Genomic DNA, 16,331 nt, shown 5'->3' with positions numbered 1-16,331 from the left:
CTCCCGCCATCCTGACCGCCGCCGCCCCCGTCCCGGGGTGGCGGCGGTCAGGCGTTGTCGCCGACGGTGTGGTGTCGGAGCCCCGACGTGACGGACCAGCCTGGCCGCCCGAAGCAGGGCACGGTCGCCGTCGACCCCGGGTCGGCGGCAGGTCCGAAGCCCGCAGCCGGTTCAACTGCCCTTCCCCGGGTAGCAGTCTGCCGAGAGCACGCTGAGAGGGGACGGGACATGAAGGCACTGACCTGGCAGGGCAAGCGGGACGTCCGGGTCGAGGAGGTGCCGGACCCCCGGATCGAGGAGCCGACCGACGCCATCGTGAAGATCACCTCGACGGCGATCTGCGGGTCGGACCTGCACCTGTACGAGGTCCTGGGGCCGTACCTGAAGCCCGGAGACATCCTGGGCCACGAGCCGATGGGCATCGTCGAGGAGGTCGGGTCGGGGGTGACCCGGCTCAAGCCCGGGGACCGGGTGGTGGTGCCGTTCAACATCTCCTGCGGCAGTTGCTGGATGTGTGAGCGCCAGCTCTACGCGCAGTGCGAGACCACCCAGGTCACCGGCGAGGGCAAGGGCGCGTCGCTGTTCGGGTACACCTCGCTGTACGGCTCGGTGCCCGGCGGGCAGGCCGAGTACCTGCGCGTCCCGCAGGCCCACTTCGGCCCGATCAAGATCCCGCACACCGGCGCCGACGAGCGTTACCTCTACCTCTCGGACATCCTGCCGACCGCGTGGCAGGCGGTGAAGTTCGCCGACACCCCGCCCGGCGGCACCCTTGCCGTGTTCGGGCTGGGCCCGGTGGGGCAGTTCTGCGCCCGCATCGGCCGGCACCTCGGCGCCGGCCGGGTCATCGGGCTGGACCTGGTGCCGGAGCGGCTGGAGCTGGCCCGCCGGCACGGCATCGAGGTGCTCGACGTCAGCGAGCTGACCGACGTGCCGGGCGCGCTCATCGACCTGGTGGACGGGCGCGGACCGGACGCGGTGATCGACGCCGTCGGCATGGAGGCGCACGGCTCTCCGGCGGGCAAGCTGGCCCAGACCGCCGCCGGGCTGCTGCCGAACAAGCTGGCCCAGACGATGACCGACAAGGCCGGCGTGGACCGGCTGTCCGTCCTGCACGCCGCCCTGAAGGCGGTCCGCCGGGGCGGCACCGTGTCGCTCTCCGGCGTCTACGGCGGCGAGGCCGACCCGATGCCGATGATGGAGATGTTCGACAGGGGCATCCAGCTGCGGATGGGCCAGTGCCACGTCCGCCGGTGGACCGACGAGATCCTGCCGCTGCTCTCCGGCGACGACGACCCGCTGGGCGTCGAGGACCTGCGCACCCACCGGCTGCCGCTGACCGAGGCCCCTCGGGCGTACGAGATGTTCCAGAAGAAGGAGGACGGCTGCATCAAGGTGGTCCTCGCACCGTGAGTGCGAGGAGTGAGCCGGTCTTGCGAGCCCCGCAGTCACGAACATCGGTGGCCCCGTGAGTCGGGTGGTGGTGATCGCCGGTGCGACGAGTGGGGTCGGGCGGGCGACGGCCCGGGCGTTCGCCGAGCGCGGCGACCGCCTGGTCCTCGCCGCCCGCGCCCCACAGACCCTCGCCGAGGTACGCGCGGAGTGCGCCGACGCCGACGTGTTGACCGTGCCCACCGACGTCACCGAGCCGGGCGCGTTGGAGGCGCTCGCCGACGCGGCGATCGAGCGGTTCGGTCGCATCGACGTGTGGGTGCACACCGCCGCGGTGATGGCGTACGGCCGCTTCGACGAGCTGCCGGAGCGGATCTTCGAGCAGGTGGTGCGCACCGACCTGCTGGCCGCGGCGGGTGCGGCGCGGGTGGCGCTGCGGCACTTCCGGGCCACCGGCGCCGGCACGCTGATCCTCACCGGTTCGGTGCTCGGGCACATCACCGCCCCGTACATGAGCGCGTACGTGGCCAGCAAGTGGGGTCTGCAGGGGCTGGCCCGGACGGTGCAGCAGGAGTTGCGCGACACCCCACGGATCCGGCTCTGCCTGGTCAATCCGGGAAGTGTGGACACTCCGGTGTACCAGCAGGCGGCCAACTACCTGGGCCGGATCGGCAGGCCCCCGCCGCCGGTCGCCGGCCCGCAGCGGGTGGCCCGGGCCATCGTCGACTGCGTGGACCGGCCTCGCCGGGAGGTGTCGGTGGGGCGGCTGAACGTGGTGATGCGCGCCGGCTTCACACTGGTCCCGGGTGTCTACGACGTCCTGGTCGGTCCGTTGATGAGGCTGGCCGGCCTGAGCGGACGGGCGATCGCCGTGCACGACGGCTCGGTCTTCACCCCGAACCCGGCGGGCGAGGCCGTACGCGGCGGTCACGTTCCCGACCTGCGGCAACTCGCCCGCGCCGTGCCCGGACCGCTCGGCGCGGTGCTGCGCCGAGGGTTCGGCTGAGCTGTCCCGGGGGCATCATGTATCGATCAACTCGCCTAGGGTGGTGGGCCGGCAGGCGCTCCGGCGCCCCACGACGGGAGAGAAGATTGACTATCCGGCTGAACCGCAGGACAGCACTCGGACTCGGGACGGTGGCCACCGCCGGCACGGTGATCGGCGCCGCCACACCTGCGAGCGCCGCCGACACCGAGGCCGCGCCGACCACCCCCGCCCGGGCCGCCCGTCGGGTCGCCACGGTCTTCGCCCGGCACAGCACCGAGGCCGGTGGCAACTGGCAGGCGTACGTCAGCGTTGCCGACCCGGCCGGCGCGCCGGTCGTCGCGGTGGCCGCCGACGCGGACCGGCGGATCGAGGCGTACAGCGTCAACAAGATCGCGGTCGCCACGGCGGTGCTGGACAAGGTCGACAGGGGGCTGCTCACGCTGGACCAGCGGGTCGACGTCACCGCCGCGATCGTCGTGCCGGGTGGTGACGGCATCTTCAGCCTGGACGGCGCGTACCCGAGCAGCGTGACCCTCGGGCACGTGCTGGCCAACCTGCTGACCGTCTCGGACGACACGGCGGTGCGGCTGTGCGGGCTGGTCGCCCCGGCCGCCGAGATCAACACGATCCTGGTCGGCAAGGGTTTCCCGAACACCCAGGTCGAGCCGGTGGCCAACCCCAACCGGTTCTTCCTCGGCACCAGCACTCCCCGGGAGACGCACGACCTGCTGCGGGCCCTGGTCGGCGGCACGCTGCTCTCCCCCACCTCGACGGCGTACCTGCTCGGGCTGCTGCGCTCCCCGGTGGCGTTCACCGACGGCATCAGGCGCACCATGTCCTCCGACGACCGGGCCCGCATCGCCACCAAGGCCGGCTGGTTCGCCGACGCCCGCCACGAGGCCGGTGTGATCTTCGACCGGTCCGGCGCGGCGGTGCTCACGTACGCGCTCTTCGCCGACGGGCAGGCCGACCCGCACAACTTCGGCGCCACCCACCCGGCGGTGCAGGCCCGGGCCGCCATGGGTCCGAAGTTCCTGACGGCGGTGGACCGGATCGCCGGCACCGGCGCCGCGTACCGGACCGCCACCCGGCGCCCCAGCAACGGCGGCTGAACCCGGTCCCGGGTCGGCCGCCGGCGGCGGCGGCCGACCCGCACGGGAAGCCGTCCGGGCACGCCGGCCCCGAGGTGACTACCGTGTAGGTCGGACACCTCGAAAGGGACGGCGATGGCACCAACACGGAGCACTGACGTCGAACGGTCGCTCGGGCGACGGATGCGGGGCGCGGCCGGACTCGCCGCGCTGGCCGGACTGGCCTGGGCGGCCCGGGACGTACCGGCGGCGCTCGGCGGCCGGCTCGCCGGCGCCCGCGCCGAACGGGCGGCCCGCTCGCCGCAGTTCCGCGACGGCACCTTCCACAACCGGGCCGGCACCCGCACGATGGTCGCCGACCCCGGTCGCAACCTGGTCCGCGAGCTGATCTTCGGTAAGCAGAAGCGGCGTCCCACCGCGCCCGTGCCACTGCTTCGCCCGAGCGAGTCGCCCGCCGCCGACACCACCGACGAGCTGAACATCGTCTGGTACGGCCACGCCTCGGCGCTCATCGAGATCGAGGGCGGGCGGGTCCTGCTCGACCCGGTGTGGAGCGACAGGTGCTCGCCGTCCGCCCTGGTCGGCCCCCGCCGGCTGCACGAGCCACCGGTACGCCTGGACGAGCTGCCCCCGCTGGACGCCATCCTGATCTCCCACGACCACTACGACCACCTGGACATGGCCACCGTGCGGGCGCTGCTTGCCGGTCAGTCCGCGCCGTTCCTGGTGCCGCTCGGCGTGGGCGCGCACCTGGACCGGTGGGGCGTGCCCGCCGACCGGATCATCGAGCTGGACTGGTCCGAGTCGCACCGGGTCGCCGGCCTAAAGATCACCGCCACCGCCGCCCAACACTTCTCCGGCCGGGGGCTGCGCCGCGACGGCACGCTGTGGAGCTCGTGGGTGGTGGCCGGGGCACGCCGCAGGGTCTTCTACACCGGCGACTCCGGCTACTTCGACGGGTACGCGGCGATCGGCGCCGAGCACGGGCCGTTCGACGTGACGCTCATGCAGATCGGCGCGTACGACACGGCCTGGCCGGCCATCCACATGTTCCCCGAGGAGGCGGTGAACGCCCACCTCGACCTGCGGGGCGGGCTGTTCATCCCGGTGCACTGGGCGACGTTCAACCTGGCCCTGCACGACTGGTCCGAGCCGGTGAACAGGCTGTGGGCCGAGGCGAAGGCCCGCGACGTGCGGCTGGCCGTGCCGCGCCCGGGCGAGCGGGTGGTGGTCGACGAGCCGCCCGCCGTCGACGGCTGGTGGCAGGCCATCGCCTGAGCCGGGCCGGAACGGGCATCGCCCGGGTCGGGCTCAGAGCACGAACGCGTCGGTCCAGAGCGCGCCGGAGCGGCCGGAGAGCGCGTCCAGCATGGCGACCGCCTGGCCGTCGGTGAGCTGCGCGACGAAGTCCACGATGGCGCGGCCCCGGGCCCGCCCGATCCGGTGCGGCGTACGCGGGTGCAGCTCCGCCTCGGCCAGCTCCACCAGGTCGTGCAGCCGGCGGGGCAGCCGGGACTCCTCCTCCGGGTCGAGCAGCCACTCCCACAGCGCCTCCACCAGGGTGCCCAGCAGCCGGGCCTGACCCCGCTGGTGCAGGGCCAGGTCGGGGCGCGCCAGCACGAACCGGTGGTGGACGAACTTGAGCACCTGCACCTCGTGCCACTGCGCGCAGCCGAGCAGCACGTACCCGGAGCGAACCGACGGCTGGTCGGTCACGGTGATCGCCTCGACGAAGCGGGTGGACCAGCGGGCGGAGAACCGGGCCACGTACTGCTCGGCCTCGATCGAACCGTCGAACGGCATCGCCAGCAGCCCGTCGACCAGTTCCTCGCGGACGTGCTCGACGGCGGCGGCGAACGCGTCGTCGTCGGCGATCCAGGCGTCCTTGCGGTGCAGCTGCCGGCGGAGCCGCTCGATCGCCGCGCCGGGCCGCCGGGCCGCGATGGACAACGCCGCGTCGGTGATCGCCCGGAGCTGCCCGCTCTCGCGCTGCCAGGCCATCAGCTCGGCCGACACCGACCCCTGCTGGAGCACACCGACGCGGTAGAAATCCTCCACGTCGTGGATGGCGTACGCGATGTCGTCGGCGGTGTCCATCACCGACGCCTCGACTGTCTGCTGCCAGTCCGGGATGCGGCCGGCGAACGGCTCCCGCGCCTGCCGCAGGTCGTCCAGTTCGGTCCGGTACGCGCCGAACTTCAGCGAGCCGCTCTCCGGGTCGTCCGGCGGCGGGGTCGCGCCCCGGGGCGGTGGGTCCAGCAGGCGCGGGTGCGGGTCGGGGTAGTCCAGCCGCGTCCACGGGTACTTCAGCATCGCCGCGCGGACCGCGGCGGTCAGGTCCAGCCCGGTGGTGGCCGCGCCCCGGATCTCGGTGCTGGTGACGATCCGGTACGACTGGGCGTTGCCCTCGAAGCCGTCGGGGAGGCCGAGGCGTTGGCGGGCCAGCCGGTCCAGCACCCGCTCCCCCAGGTGCCCGAACGGCGGGTGGCCGAGGTCGTGGGCGAGCGCGGCGGCCTCCACCACGTCCGGGTCGCAGCCGCCGAGCTTGTCCAGCAGGTCACGCCACCGCTCGTCGGCCGTGAGCCGTTCGGCGATCGACCGGGCCACCTGGGCGACCTTCAGGCTGTGGGTGAGCCGGTTGTGCACCAGCAGGCCGGAGCCGACCGGGCTGATGACCTGGGTGACGCCGCCGAGGCGAGCGAAGAACGGCGAGCCGACGATCCGGTCCCGGTCGGCGCGGAACGGGTTCGCCGCGAGGTCGCCGAGGGCCCGGGCGCTGCCGCCGAAGAGCCGCCGGGCGCGCGGCTCCGCAGGTGTTTCCATGATCGCCACGCTAGCGCAGGCCCGACCCCGGCCGCCGACGGTCACCCCGGCCGGGCGCGGCGACAGCGGCCGGGACCGACCGGCACAATGCAGGGCGGTACCCGCTCTGTGAAGGCGGATCGAGTCGAAGGCGGATCGAGATCGTGACCCAGTCTGTTCATCAGCGGATCGCCGACGAGCTTGGCGTGGCCGAGCGTCAGGTGCGGGCGGCAGTGGAGCTGCTCGACGGCGGCGCCACCGTGCCGTTCATCGCCCGCTACCGCAAGGAGGCCACCGGCCTGCTCGACGACACCCAGCTGCGCACGCTTGAGGAGCGGCTGCGCTACCTGCGGGAGCTGGACGAGCGGCGGGCGGCGGTCCTGGAGTCGATCCGCGGTCAGGGCAAGCTCGACGAGGCCCTGGAAGCGCAGATCATGGCGGCGGACTCGAAGTCCCGGCTGGAGGACATCTACCTGCCGTACAAGCCGAAGCGGCGGACCCGGGCGCAGATCGCCCGCGAGGCCGGGCTGTCGCCGCTGGCCGAGTCGCTGTTTGCCGATCCGACGCAGGACCCGAGAGCCACGGCCGCCGGGTTCGTCGACGCGGAAAAGGGCGTCGCCGACGCCGCCGCCGCGCTGGAGGGCGCCCGCGCGATCCTCATCGAGACCTTCGCCGAGGACGCCGACCTGATCGGCACGCTGCGCGAGCAGATGTGGTCGCGGGGCCGGCTGGTGTCCCGGGTACGCGAGGGTCAGGAGACGGCCGGCGCCAAGTTCGCCGACTACTTCGACTTCTCCGAGCCGTACCCGAAGCTGCCCTCGCACCGGATCCTGGCGATGTTCCGGGGCGAGAAGGAGGGCGTGCTCGACCTGACCATGGAACCGGAGGAGGCCGGCGAGGCGGATGCCGCGCCGACCGGTCCGAGCCGGTACGAGGCGGCCATCGCCGGCCGGTTCGGGGTGTCCGACGCGGGCCGCCCGGCCGACAGGTGGCTGGCCGACACGGTCCGCTGGGCCTGGCGTACGCGGATCCTCATCCACCTCGGCGCGGACCTGCGGATGCGGCTGTGGCAGGCGGCCGAGGAGGAGGCGGTCCGGGTCTTCGCCACCAACCTGCGCGACCTGCTGCTCGCCGCACCGGCCGGCAGCCGGCCCACGATGGGTCTGGACCCGGGTCTGCGGACGGGCGTGAAGGTGGCGGTGGTGGACGCCACAGGCAAGGTGCTCGCCACCGACACGATCTACCCGCACGAGCCGCGCCGGCAGTGGGACGCCTCGGTGGAGACCCTCGCCCGGCTGGCCGGCGCGCACGGGGTGGAGCTGATCGCGATCGGCAACGGCACCGCCTCCCGGGAGACCGACAAGCTGGCCGCCGACCTGATCAAGCGGCATCCGCAGCTCAACCTGACCAAGGTGATGGTCTCCGAGGCCGGCGCGTCGGTCTACTCCGCCTCCGCGTACGCCTCGCAGGAGCTGCCCGGAATGGACGTGTCGCTGCGCGGCGCGGTCTCCATCGCCCGACGTCTCCAGGACCCGCTCGCCGAGCTGGTCAAGATCGACCCGCGGTCGATCGGGGTCGGGCAGTACCAGCACGACCTGTCCGAGGTGAAGTTGTCCCGGTCGCTCGACGCGGTCGTGGAGGACTGCGTGAACGCGGTGGGGGTGGACGTCAACACCGCCTCCGCGCCGCTGCTGACCCGGGTCTCCGGGATCGGCGCCGGCCTGGCGGAGAACATCGTGCTGCACCGGGACGCCAACGGGCCGTTCCGCTCGCGTACGGACCTGAAGAAGGTGGCCCGGCTCGGGCCGAAGGCGTTCGAACAGTGCGCCGGCTTCCTGCGCATCCCCGACGGGGACGACCCGCTGGACTCGTCGAGCGTGCACCCCGAGGCGTACCCGGTGGTGCGTCGCATCCTCGCCAGCACGGGTCAGGACCTGCGCTCGGTGATCGGCAGGAGCGCGATCCTGCGTGGGCTGCGGGCGACCGACTTCGTCGACGACCGGTTCGGCCTGCCCACCGTCACCGACATCCTCGCCGAGCTGGAGAAGCCGGGCCGCGACCCGCGACCGGAGTTCCGCACCGCCACCTTCGTCGAGGGGGTGGAGAAGATCGGTGACCTGACGCCCGGGATGGTGTTGGAGGGCGTGGTCACCAACGTGGCGGCGTTCGGGGCGTTCGTGGACGTCGGTGTGCACCAGGACGGCCTCGTGCACGTGTCGGCGATGTCCCGGACCTTCGTGAAGGACCCGCGCGAGGTGGTGAAGTCCGGCGACGTGGTGAAGGTCCGGGTGCTCGACGTGGACGTACCCCGCAAGCGGATCTCGCTGACCCTGCGCCTGGAGGACGAGCCCGCCGCCACCGGTGGTGGTGCGCGGACCGGGCAGGAGGGGCGCGGCCCCGCGCAGCGCGGCCCGCAGAGCGGTCGCGGCGGACAGCCCGGCCGTAGCGGACAGCCCGGGCGCGGCGGACAGAGCGGACGCGACGGGCAGGGCGGCGGACGCGGTGGGCACGGTGGCGGACGCGGCGGGCAGCAGCGGCAGGGCGCGCCGGCGCCGGTCAACGACGCGATGGCGGAGGCGCTGCGCCGCGCCGGACTGGCCTGAGCGCGCCCACCAGGCAGTGGCCGGCAGGCGCCCGTGACCGACGGTGGCCGACAGGCGCCGTGGCAGGCGGTGGCCGGGGGAAACCTGCTCGCGCGGCGGTGGGGGTCGGGGTGATGATCTCGCGGTGAGGATGCACCCCGACCAGGTGGACGTGACCGTGGAGGTGGTCGCCGCCTTGGTGGCCGAGCAGTTCCCCCACTGGCGGGGTCTGCCGGTGCGCCCGCTCTCCTCGGCCGGCACGGTGAACGCCCTGTTCCGGATCGGCCCGGACGTCGTACTGCGCTTTCCACTGCGGCCCTCCACCGGCGGGGAACTGCGCGACGAGCTGCTGCGCGAGCAGGAGCACGCCCGGCTGTTCGCCGCGCACCTGCCGGTGGCGGTGCCCGAACCCCTCGGCCTCGGTGAGCCGGGCGAGGGGTACGCCGGGTGGTGGACGGCGTACCGGTTCATCCCCGGTGAGACGGCCGGGCCCGACCGGATCGGCGACCCTGACGTGTTCGCCCGCGACCTCGCCGGTGTGGTGGTCGCCCTGCGCGGCATCGACACCGGCGGGCGGTCCTGGTCGGGGTCCGGTCGGGGCGGGCCGCTTGCCGACCAGGATGCCGATGTGCGGGCCGCCCTCGCCGTCAGCGGCGCGCTCACCGACACCGCCGCCCTCGCCGAGGTGTGGGCCCGGTGCCGCGACGCGCGCCGGGACGACCCCGTCGACATGTGGATCCACGCCGACCTGATGCCTGGCAACCTGCTGGTCCGCGACGGTCGGCTGGCCGCGGTCATCGACCTGGGCGCGGTAGGTGTGGGCGATCCGGCGGTGGACCTGATGCCGGCGTGGAACCTGTTCGACGCGGGGGCGCGCGAGACGTACCGGCGGGCGTTGGGCGTGGACGACGCGACGTGGGAGCGGGGGCGCGGCTGGGCCCTGGAGCAGGCGATCAACGCGCTGCCGTACTACGTCGAGACCAACCCGGTGATGGCCGACATCGCCCGGCACACCCTGCGGGCCGTCCTCGACTGAGCCCGGGTCGCGTACCGTCGGCTCGTGGTGGAGGGCGACGACCCGCAGTGGCGGGAGCGGCAGCGACAGGCGGTCCGGGCGCACGCCGACGCGGACGCCCGGCGGCGGGCGGCCGAGCAGGCGCAGGCGGCGGAGCTGGTGGCCTGGTTCGTGGCCGAGGCGACCCGGCGGGGGTTGCCCACCACGCGGCTTGTCGCGCGGGGCTACGACGGGCACGGGCGCTACCGCACCCGGTTGACCGGCTGGTACGTCGACCGGGCCGGCACCCGGGCGGTGGACGTGGACGGCCGGTTCCACCTGCTGACCGTGCCGGGTGGCCTGCGGGCCCGACTGTTCGGCGTCGACCCGCAGCCCAGCCCGGCGCCGCTCGTCGTCGGGGCGGGTGGCCGCGACGGCGAGTCGATGCCGTTGCGGACCCTGCTCACCCGGCTGCTGGAGAACGCGCCAGGCGATTCCGGCGGGCCACGTCCCACCACCAGGCCTGCTGGACCAGGAGCGTGAGCAGCCCGGCCAGGACGATCGCGCACACGTTGATCACCAGTTGGAGTGCCGAACCGCCCGCCTCGTCCCACACGCCGTAGGCGGCGGCCACCGCCACGTTCGCCGCGGCCGGCACCGTGGTCACCGAGATCAACACCCCGACCAGGCTTCCCGACTTCTTCGAGGTCAGCGACAGCATGCCGGCCACGCCGGCGAGCAGGCCCACCACCCAGGACAGCGCGTCGGGCCGCCAGATGAAACTGGTGAGCGGACGGTCGGCGCGCAGCATCTCCTCGGTGACCAGACCGGCAGCGGTCAGCGCCCAGGTGCTCAGCACGGTCGCCACCATGGCCGCCAGGAAGCCCACGGTGAGCGCCTGCACCGACCGGCCGATCACGTCGAGCCGGCGACGCAGCAGCGCCACGCAGAGCGCGGCGAGCGGGCCGAACTCCGGGCCGACGACCATCGCCCCGACGATGAGGATCGGCTGGTCCAGCAGCACGCCGATACCGGCGATCATGGTGGCCACCACGATCAGCACCAGGTAGGTGCCCGACAGTTCGGTCTGCTCGCCGGTCTTCGCCGCGATCTCGTCCCAGACCACCGCGTCGGCGCCACTGCCGGGCGCCTTCTCCGCGGCCCGATCCGCCGACGCGGAGATGGTCAGCTCGACGTCGTCGGCGGAGATGCCGCCGCTCGCCTCCACCCCGAGCTGCTGGAGGCCCCGCAGGACGCCGTCGGCGCTCTCCCGGACCACGTCGCAGAGGATCAGGTCGCCCCGTGGTTGCCGGGCCACGCCGGGCAGCACGGCCAGGTGGGTCACCCCCGCCTCGGCGGCCAGCAGGTCGACGACCTCGGCGGATCGGTCCGCAGGGGCGATCACCCTCAGGTGCAGCACTCGTTCTCCCTGTTGTACGCGGCACGCGGGCACGGCCGGCAGCACTCTAGCGGGCCGGACCGGACGACCGGTTCGGACGTCGGGGCCAGTCGGCCCGATTCGCCGCAGAATCGGCGAAACCACCTATGCACCGCCATAGGCCCTGCTACAACCATTGTGGTCTTTTGTCACGTCCGATCGGAGGCGCCGTCCGTGGACCTGATCCACCACCGTCCGCCCGTGGCGCCGCGCAGCGGCGGCCCGGCGGTGACCGACCCGGTCTACCTCTCGCCACCGGACGTCGGTGAGCTGGAGGAGTCCTACGTGCTGCGCGCCGTGCGTACCGGACGATTCGACCCCGACGGGCCCGAGCTGGGCGCGTTCGAGCGGGAGGTCGCCGCGCGGGTCGGCGTCGGGTACGCGCTGGGGCTCTCCTCCGGCACCGCCGCCCTGCACCTGGCGCTGCTCGCGGTGGGGGTCGGACCGGACAGCGTCGTGGTGGTGCCCACGCTCACCTTCGCCGCCACCGCGAACGCGGTCACCTACACCGGCGCCGAACCGGTCTTCGTGGACTGCGACGCGGCCACCGGCAACGTCGACGTCGACCTGCTCTCCGACCTGCTGGGTCGCCTCGCCGACGCCGGTCGACGGGTCGCCGCCGTCCTTGTCGTCGACATCAACGGCCGCTGCGCCGACTACGACAGGCTGCTGCCGCTCTGCGCGGCCACCGGCGTCCCGGTGGTGGAGGACGCCGCGCAGGCCCTCGGCTCCACCTACCGTGGACGGTGTGCCGGCACGCTCGGCCGGGTCGGGATCTACTCGTTCAGCCACAACAAGATCATGACCACCTCGGCCGGCGGGATGCTCGTCTCCGACGACGCCGCGCTCGTGGCCCGGGCCCGGCACCTCGCCACCCAGGCCCGCGAACCGGTGCCGCACTACGAGCACCGCGACGTCGGCTACAACTACCGGCTCAGCACCCTGCTGGCGGCCCTCGGCCGGGCGCAGCTCAGCAGACTGGACCCGATGATCGCCAGACGGCGGGCGCTACGGGACCGGTACGCGCGACTCTTCGCCGCCGTACCGGGCACCCGCATCCTCGGCGCCGGTGACCCCGGCTCGAACTGCTGGCTGACCTCCGTGGTGGTCGAGCCGGAGCGGTCCGGCTGGCACGCCGGGGACCTCGCCGCGCACCTGGCCCGGCTCGGGGTGGAGAGCCGGCCGATGTGGAAACCGATGCACCGCCAACCGGTGTACGCCGACCGGCAGGTCGCCCTCACCGGCGCCGCCGACCAGCTCTTCGCCACAAGTCTCTCGCTGCCCAGCGGTTCCGCCCTCACCGACGAGCAGGTCGATCGCGTGGTCGGCGGGATCGCCGAGTTCCTCGGGGGGCACCGGTGAGCCGGCCGTACGACGCGGTGAAGCGGGTGCTGGACGTGCTGGTCGCCGCCGTCGGTCTGCTGCTGGCCACGCCTGTGCTCGCCGCCGTGGCGCTGGCTGTCCTGATCACGATGGGTCGGCCGGTGCTGTTCCGGCAGGCCCGGCCCGGGCGGCACGGGCGGCTGTTCGAGCTTGTCAAGTTCCGCTCGATGACGGTCGGGGGCGAGGACGCCGCGCCGGCGAACGACGGCGCGCGACTGACCCCGTTCGGTCGCTGGCTGCGCACCACCAGCCTGGACGAGCTGCCGCAACTGTGGAACGTGCTGCGCGGCGAGATGAGCCTGGTGGGGCCGCGCCCGCTGCTGCCGGCGTACCTGGACCGGTACACGCCCGAGCAGTTCCGCCGCCACGACGTCCGCCCCGGCATCACGGGCCTCCAGCAGGTGTACGGGCGTAACGCGCTGAGCTGGGAGGAGCGTTTCGCCCTCGACGTGCGCTACGTCGGGCAGCGCTCACTCCGGCTGGACCTGCGCATCCTGCTGCGCACGGTCCGGACCGTGCTGCGGCGGGAGGGGATCACCGCGGCCGGCGCGGCCACCGCGCACGAATACCTCGGTCCGGCCGAGCTGGCCGGCGCCGGCGCGGCGGAGGCCCACCGGTGAGCGTGGACCTCGTCATCGTCGGCTGCGGCGGGCACGGCAGGGAGGTGCTCGGCATCGTCCGGGCCGTCAACGCCGCAGCCGCTGGCGCGCCACCATGGCGGGTACGGGGGTTCGTCGACGATCGGCCCAGCGAGGTCAACCTGAAGCGGGTGCAGCGGCTGGAGGTGCCCTACCTGGGCGCGACCGCCCGCCTCGCCGAGCAGCCCGCCGGCACGTACCTGGCGTTGGGCATCGGGGACCCGGCGGCCCGCCGGGCGGTGGACGGACGGCTGGCCGGGTACGGGCTGCCGGCCGCGGTGCTTGTGCACCCGGACGCCACAGTCGGCCCGGACGCCGTCTACGGCGAGGGTCTGATCGCGTTCCCCGGCGCCCGGGTCACCACGAACGTCACGCTCGGTCGGCACGTGCACCTCAACCAGAACAGCGCGGTGGCGCACGACTGTGAGCTGGGCGACCACGTCTCGGTCAACCCGCTGGGGGCGGTCTCGGGCGACTGCCGGCTGGGCGACGGGGTGCTGATCGGCGCCGGGGCTGTCGTGTTGCAGAAGCTGCGGGTGGGCGCCGGCGCGACGGTCGGCGCGGGAGCCTGCGTGGTCCGGGACGTACCGGCCGGCACGGTGGTCAAGGGGGTCCCGGCCCGGTGAGCGCCTCCGGCGGCCCCGGCGTGGGTCACCCGCTCGGGGTCCGCCGACTGCGCATCGCGGTGCTGGTCAAGACGAACGCCGGCGGGATGTGGCTGCTGCCGCAGGTCGAGGAGCTGCGCCACCGGGGGCACGAGGTGACGGTGGTGCTGCCCCCGGGGGCCGGCCGGCTCACCGACGAGCTGGAGCGTCGGGGCTTCGAGGTGATCGACTCCCCGTACGACTTCACGATGGGCAGGCACGCGCCGGTCGGGCTGCTGCGGCTGCGGGCACTGCTGCGGCGGCTGCGCCCCGACGTGGTGCAGTACCACCTGATCGCCTCGGCGTACGCGGTGCGGCTGGCCACCCTGGGAACGCCGGTGCGCCGGGTGCACATGGTGGCCGGTCCGGCGTACCTGGAGTCCCGGCTCGTCCGGTCGGTGGAGCGGTTGATGTGGCGGCTGGACGACCTGGTGGTCTGCGGGTGCCGGTACGCCTCCGCCCGGTACGGCGAGCTGGGCTGCCCGCCGCAGCGGCGGCCGGTGGCGGTGTACGGGGTGGACACCGACGCCTTCAGCCCGGAGGCCACAGGCCCGGACCAGCGGGCGAAGCTGCGCGCCGAGCTGGGCATCGACCAGACCGCGTTCCTGGCGGTGATGGTCTCCTACGTCTACCCGCCCAGGCGCCTGGTGCACTCGGGTCGCGGGGTGAAGGGGCACGACGTCCTGCTGGCCGCGTGGCGGACGTTCCGCCGCCGGCACCCGCACGCGCATCTGCTGCTTGTCGGCGGCGGCTGGACGGCGGCCGGGGAGAGCTACCGGCGGCACCTGGGCGAATCCTTCGGCGTGGCCGACGATCCCGGGGTGACCTGGGTGGAGTCGGTGCCGGACGTGCGGCCCTGCTACGCCGCCGCCGACGTGAGCGTCACGCCGTCGCTCTGCGACAGTCCGATGGCGGCGGTCGAGGCCGGTTCGATGGGCGTGCCGAGCATCGTCAGCGCGGCCGGCGGGCTACCCGAGGCGGTCACCGGACGTTCCGGCTGGGTGGTGCCACCGGCTGACCCGACAGCCCTGGTGGACGCGCTCGACACCGCGTACCGGGGCTGGGTCGCCGGAACGCTGACGCTGCGCGGCAGGCTGGCCCGCCAGCACGTGCTGGCGTCCTTCGACGACCTGCGGGCGGCGGCCGAGGTGGCGGACCTCGTGGAGGACGTGGCGGCCCGCAGGCGGTGACCACGACGGTGGGCGGTCGGTGGCCGGTCCCGCCGGACCACCGACCGCCCGTCGCGCGTCAGTGCCGGATGCCTGCCCAGTCGTGGTGACGACGCACCGTGGAGAGGATGAAGTCGACCACCCGCCGCGAGGTGTCCGGCACCTGGTAGTCGGCCGGGCAGGGCACCCCCTGCGCGGCGACCTGCGCCACCGTCACCTCGACGGCCTCGACCACGCCCTGCGGGTCGAGGCCGGTCATGATGATCCCGCCGGCGTCGAGCGCCTCGGGGCGTTCGATCGACTCGCGCAGGGTCACCGCCGGGAAGCCGAGGATGGCGGCCTCCTCGCTGATCGTCCCGCTGTCCGACAGCGTGCAGTACGCCTTGGTCTGCAGGTGCACGTAGTCGAGCAGCCCGAACGGCTCGTGGAAGGCGATGCCGTCCAGCGCGGTGGCGTCCGGCGCCAACGCCTCCAACCGCTTGCGGGTACGCGGGTGGGTGGAGACGAGCACCGGCAGACCCCACCTGTCGCGGACCGCGACCAGGCAGTCCAGCAGCCGCTGGAGCCGGTCGGGCCGGTCGACGTTCTCCTCCCGGTGCGCGCTGACCAGGAAGTAGCCGCCCTTGTCGAGTTCCAGCTGGCGCAGGATCGTGGAGCTGGCGATCGGCGCCCGGTAGTGCTCCAGCACCTCGCGCATCGGCGAGCCGGTGTGCAGGATCCGGCGCGGATGCAGGCCCTCGGCGAGCAGGTTGCGTCGGGCGTGTTCGGTGTAGACCAGGTTGAAGTCGGCCACGTGGTCGACCAGGCGCCGGTTCGTCTCCTCCGGCACGTTCAGGTCGAAGCAGCGGTTGCCGGCCTCCATGTGGTAGACCGGCACCCGCATCCGGCGGGCCATCAGCGCGGCGATGCAGCTGTTGGTGTCACCGAGCACGAGCAGCGCGTCCGGCCGCACCTCGGCGATCGCCGCCTCCATGCCGACGAGGACACCGCCGAGCACCCGGCCCAGCGACGAGGTGTCGACACGCAGGAACCGGTCGGGTTGCCGCAGGCGCAACTCGGTGAAGAACACGTCGGAGAGGGCGGCGTCCCAGTTCTGTCCGGTGTGCACAAGCACGTGGTCGACTGTGTCGTCGAGCCGGCTGAGCACCCGGGACAGTCGGATGATCTCGGGACGGGTGCCGACGACTGTCATCACCCGGGTCATGTGGTC

At 73.6% G+C, this 16,331-nt stretch carries 14 protein-coding genes; 11 read left to right on the top strand and 3 right to left on the bottom strand.

Annotated features, from left to right (window positions below; translation table 11 throughout):
• The first annotated feature begins 228 nt into the window (after nucleotides 1–228).
• The 4 genes from ACFY1S_RS07875 (at nucleotide 229) to ACFY1S_RS07860 (ending at nucleotide 4,749) form a co-directional block, all read left to right on the top strand.
• On the top strand, nucleotides 229–1,413 hold the full coding sequence (locus ACFY1S_RS07875; RefSeq protein WP_387113902.1) for a zinc-dependent alcohol dehydrogenase: 1,185 nt from the start codon (nucleotides 229–231) through the stop codon (nucleotides 1,411–1,413).
• Between the two features lie 55 nt (nucleotides 1,414–1,468).
• The gene (locus ACFY1S_RS07870) at nucleotides 1,469–2,398 is read left to right on the top strand and encodes an SDR family NAD(P)-dependent oxidoreductase (RefSeq protein ID WP_387113900.1); all 930 of its coding nucleotides are present in this window, start codon (nucleotides 1,469–1,471) and stop codon (nucleotides 2,396–2,398) included.
• Between the two features lie 131 nt (nucleotides 2,399–2,529).
• Nucleotides 2,530–3,492 (top strand): serine hydrolase, encoded by a 963-nt coding sequence (locus tag ACFY1S_RS07865; protein ID WP_387113898.1) that lies wholly within the window; start codon nucleotides 2,530–2,532, stop codon nucleotides 3,490–3,492.
• 114 nt (nucleotides 3,493–3,606) lie between these two features.
• Complete coding sequence (locus ACFY1S_RS07860) at nucleotides 3,607–4,749, top strand: MBL fold metallo-hydrolase (protein ID WP_387113896.1); 1,143 nt, start codon at nucleotides 3,607–3,609, stop codon at nucleotides 4,747–4,749.
• A gap of 33 nt (nucleotides 4,750–4,782) precedes the next feature.
• Here ACFY1S_RS07860 and ACFY1S_RS07855 read toward each other — a convergent pair whose 3' ends face one another.
• Nucleotides 4,783–6,294, bottom strand: coding sequence for a deoxyguanosinetriphosphate triphosphohydrolase family protein (locus ACFY1S_RS07855; protein ID WP_387113894.1), 1,512 nt, complete (start codon nucleotides 6,292–6,294; stop codon nucleotides 4,783–4,785).
• Between the two features lie 143 nt (nucleotides 6,295–6,437).
• On the opposite strand from ACFY1S_RS07855, the gene ACFY1S_RS07850 reads away from it, so the two are divergent.
• The 3 genes from ACFY1S_RS07850 (at nucleotide 6,438) to ACFY1S_RS07840 (ending at nucleotide 10,392) form a co-directional block, all read left to right on the top strand.
• Nucleotides 6,438–8,876, top strand: a complete 2,439-nt coding sequence (locus tag ACFY1S_RS07850; RefSeq protein ID WP_387113892.1) for a Tex family protein — start codon at nucleotides 6,438–6,440, stop codon at nucleotides 8,874–8,876.
• A gap of 130 nt (nucleotides 8,877–9,006) precedes the next feature.
• Nucleotides 9,007–9,891 carry an aminoglycoside phosphotransferase family protein gene (locus ACFY1S_RS07845; RefSeq protein ID WP_387114379.1) on the top strand — a complete coding sequence of 295 codons (885 nt, stop codon included), beginning with the start codon at nucleotides 9,007–9,009 and terminating at the stop codon, nucleotides 9,889–9,891.
• A gap of 24 nt (nucleotides 9,892–9,915) precedes the next feature.
• Nucleotides 9,916–10,392, top strand: coding sequence for a hypothetical protein (locus ACFY1S_RS07840; protein ID WP_387113890.1), 477 nt, complete (start codon nucleotides 9,916–9,918; stop codon nucleotides 10,390–10,392).
• Here the strand turns inward: ACFY1S_RS07840 and ACFY1S_RS07835 are convergent.
• Nucleotides 10,313–11,269, bottom strand: coding sequence for a DUF389 domain-containing protein (locus tag ACFY1S_RS07835; RefSeq protein WP_387113888.1), 957 nt, complete (start codon nucleotides 11,267–11,269; stop codon nucleotides 10,313–10,315). The two genes, ACFY1S_RS07840 and ACFY1S_RS07835, sit on opposite strands and share 80 nt — an antisense overlap.
• A gap of 219 nt (nucleotides 11,270–11,488) precedes the next feature.
• Here ACFY1S_RS07835 and ACFY1S_RS07830 point away from each other — a divergent pair, with 219 nt between their 5' ends.
• Genes ACFY1S_RS07830 through ACFY1S_RS07815 form a run of 4 tightly spaced genes read left to right on the top strand, consistent with a single transcriptional unit; the run spans nucleotide 11,489 to nucleotide 15,142 of the window.
• Complete coding sequence (locus ACFY1S_RS07830; protein WP_387113886.1) at nucleotides 11,489–12,649, top strand: DegT/DnrJ/EryC1/StrS family aminotransferase; 1,161 nt, start codon at nucleotides 11,489–11,491, stop codon at nucleotides 12,647–12,649.
• Nucleotides 12,646–13,290: a sugar transferase gene (locus ACFY1S_RS07825; protein WP_364371654.1), complete on the top strand. Its 645-nt coding sequence runs from the start codon at nucleotides 12,646–12,648 to the stop codon at nucleotides 13,288–13,290. The genes ACFY1S_RS07830 and ACFY1S_RS07825 overlap by 4 nt, the downstream gene beginning before the upstream one ends.
• A complete protein-coding gene (locus tag ACFY1S_RS07820; protein ID WP_387113883.1) occupies nucleotides 13,287–13,934 on the top strand; it encodes a NeuD/PglB/VioB family sugar acetyltransferase in 648 nt (215 codons plus the stop codon). The genes ACFY1S_RS07825 and ACFY1S_RS07820 overlap by 4 nt, the downstream gene beginning before the upstream one ends.
• Nucleotides 13,931–15,142, top strand: coding sequence for a glycosyltransferase family 4 protein (locus ACFY1S_RS07815; protein WP_387113881.1), 1,212 nt, complete (start codon nucleotides 13,931–13,933; stop codon nucleotides 15,140–15,142). Before ACFY1S_RS07820 ends, ACFY1S_RS07815 begins: the two co-directional genes overlap by 4 nt.
• A 58-nt stretch (nucleotides 15,143–15,200) precedes the next feature.
• Here the strand turns inward: ACFY1S_RS07815 and wecB are convergent, their stop codons facing one another.
• Complete coding sequence (gene wecB / locus ACFY1S_RS07810; protein ID WP_387113879.1) at nucleotides 15,201–16,325, bottom strand: non-hydrolyzing UDP-N-acetylglucosamine 2-epimerase; 1,125 nt, start codon at nucleotides 16,323–16,325, stop codon at nucleotides 15,201–15,203.
• Nucleotides 16,326–16,331: the final 6 nt, after the last annotated feature.

Source organism: Micromonospora sp. NPDC000663 (assembly GCF_042898105.1).
Taxonomy (GTDB): domain Bacteria; phylum Actinomycetota; class Actinomycetes; order Mycobacteriales; family Micromonosporaceae; genus Micromonospora.
Note: the sequence above shows the minus strand (reverse complement) of the source record. Positions and strands in the feature narration are given on the sequence as shown.

Bases quoted from the DNA above. Each gene is read 5' to 3' on its own strand.
- ACFY1S_RS07845 (WP_387114379.1), top strand. From the start codon at position 9,007: ATGCACCCCGACCAGGTGGACGTGACCGTGGAGGTGGTCGCCGCCTTG.
- ACFY1S_RS07860 (WP_387113896.1), top strand. From the start codon at position 3,607: ATGGCACCAACACGGAGCACTGACGTCGAACGGTCGCTCGGGCGACGG.
- ACFY1S_RS07875 (WP_387113902.1), top strand. From the start codon at position 229: ATGAAGGCACTGACCTGGCAGGGCAAGCGGGACGTCCGGGTCGAGGAG.
- ACFY1S_RS07855 (WP_387113894.1), bottom strand. From the start codon at position 6,294: ATGGAAACACCTGCGGAGCCGCGCGCCCGGCGGCTCTTCGGCGGCAGC.
- wecB (WP_387113879.1), bottom strand. From the start codon at position 16,325: ATGACCCGGGTGATGACAGTCGTCGGCACCCGTCCCGAGATCATCCGA.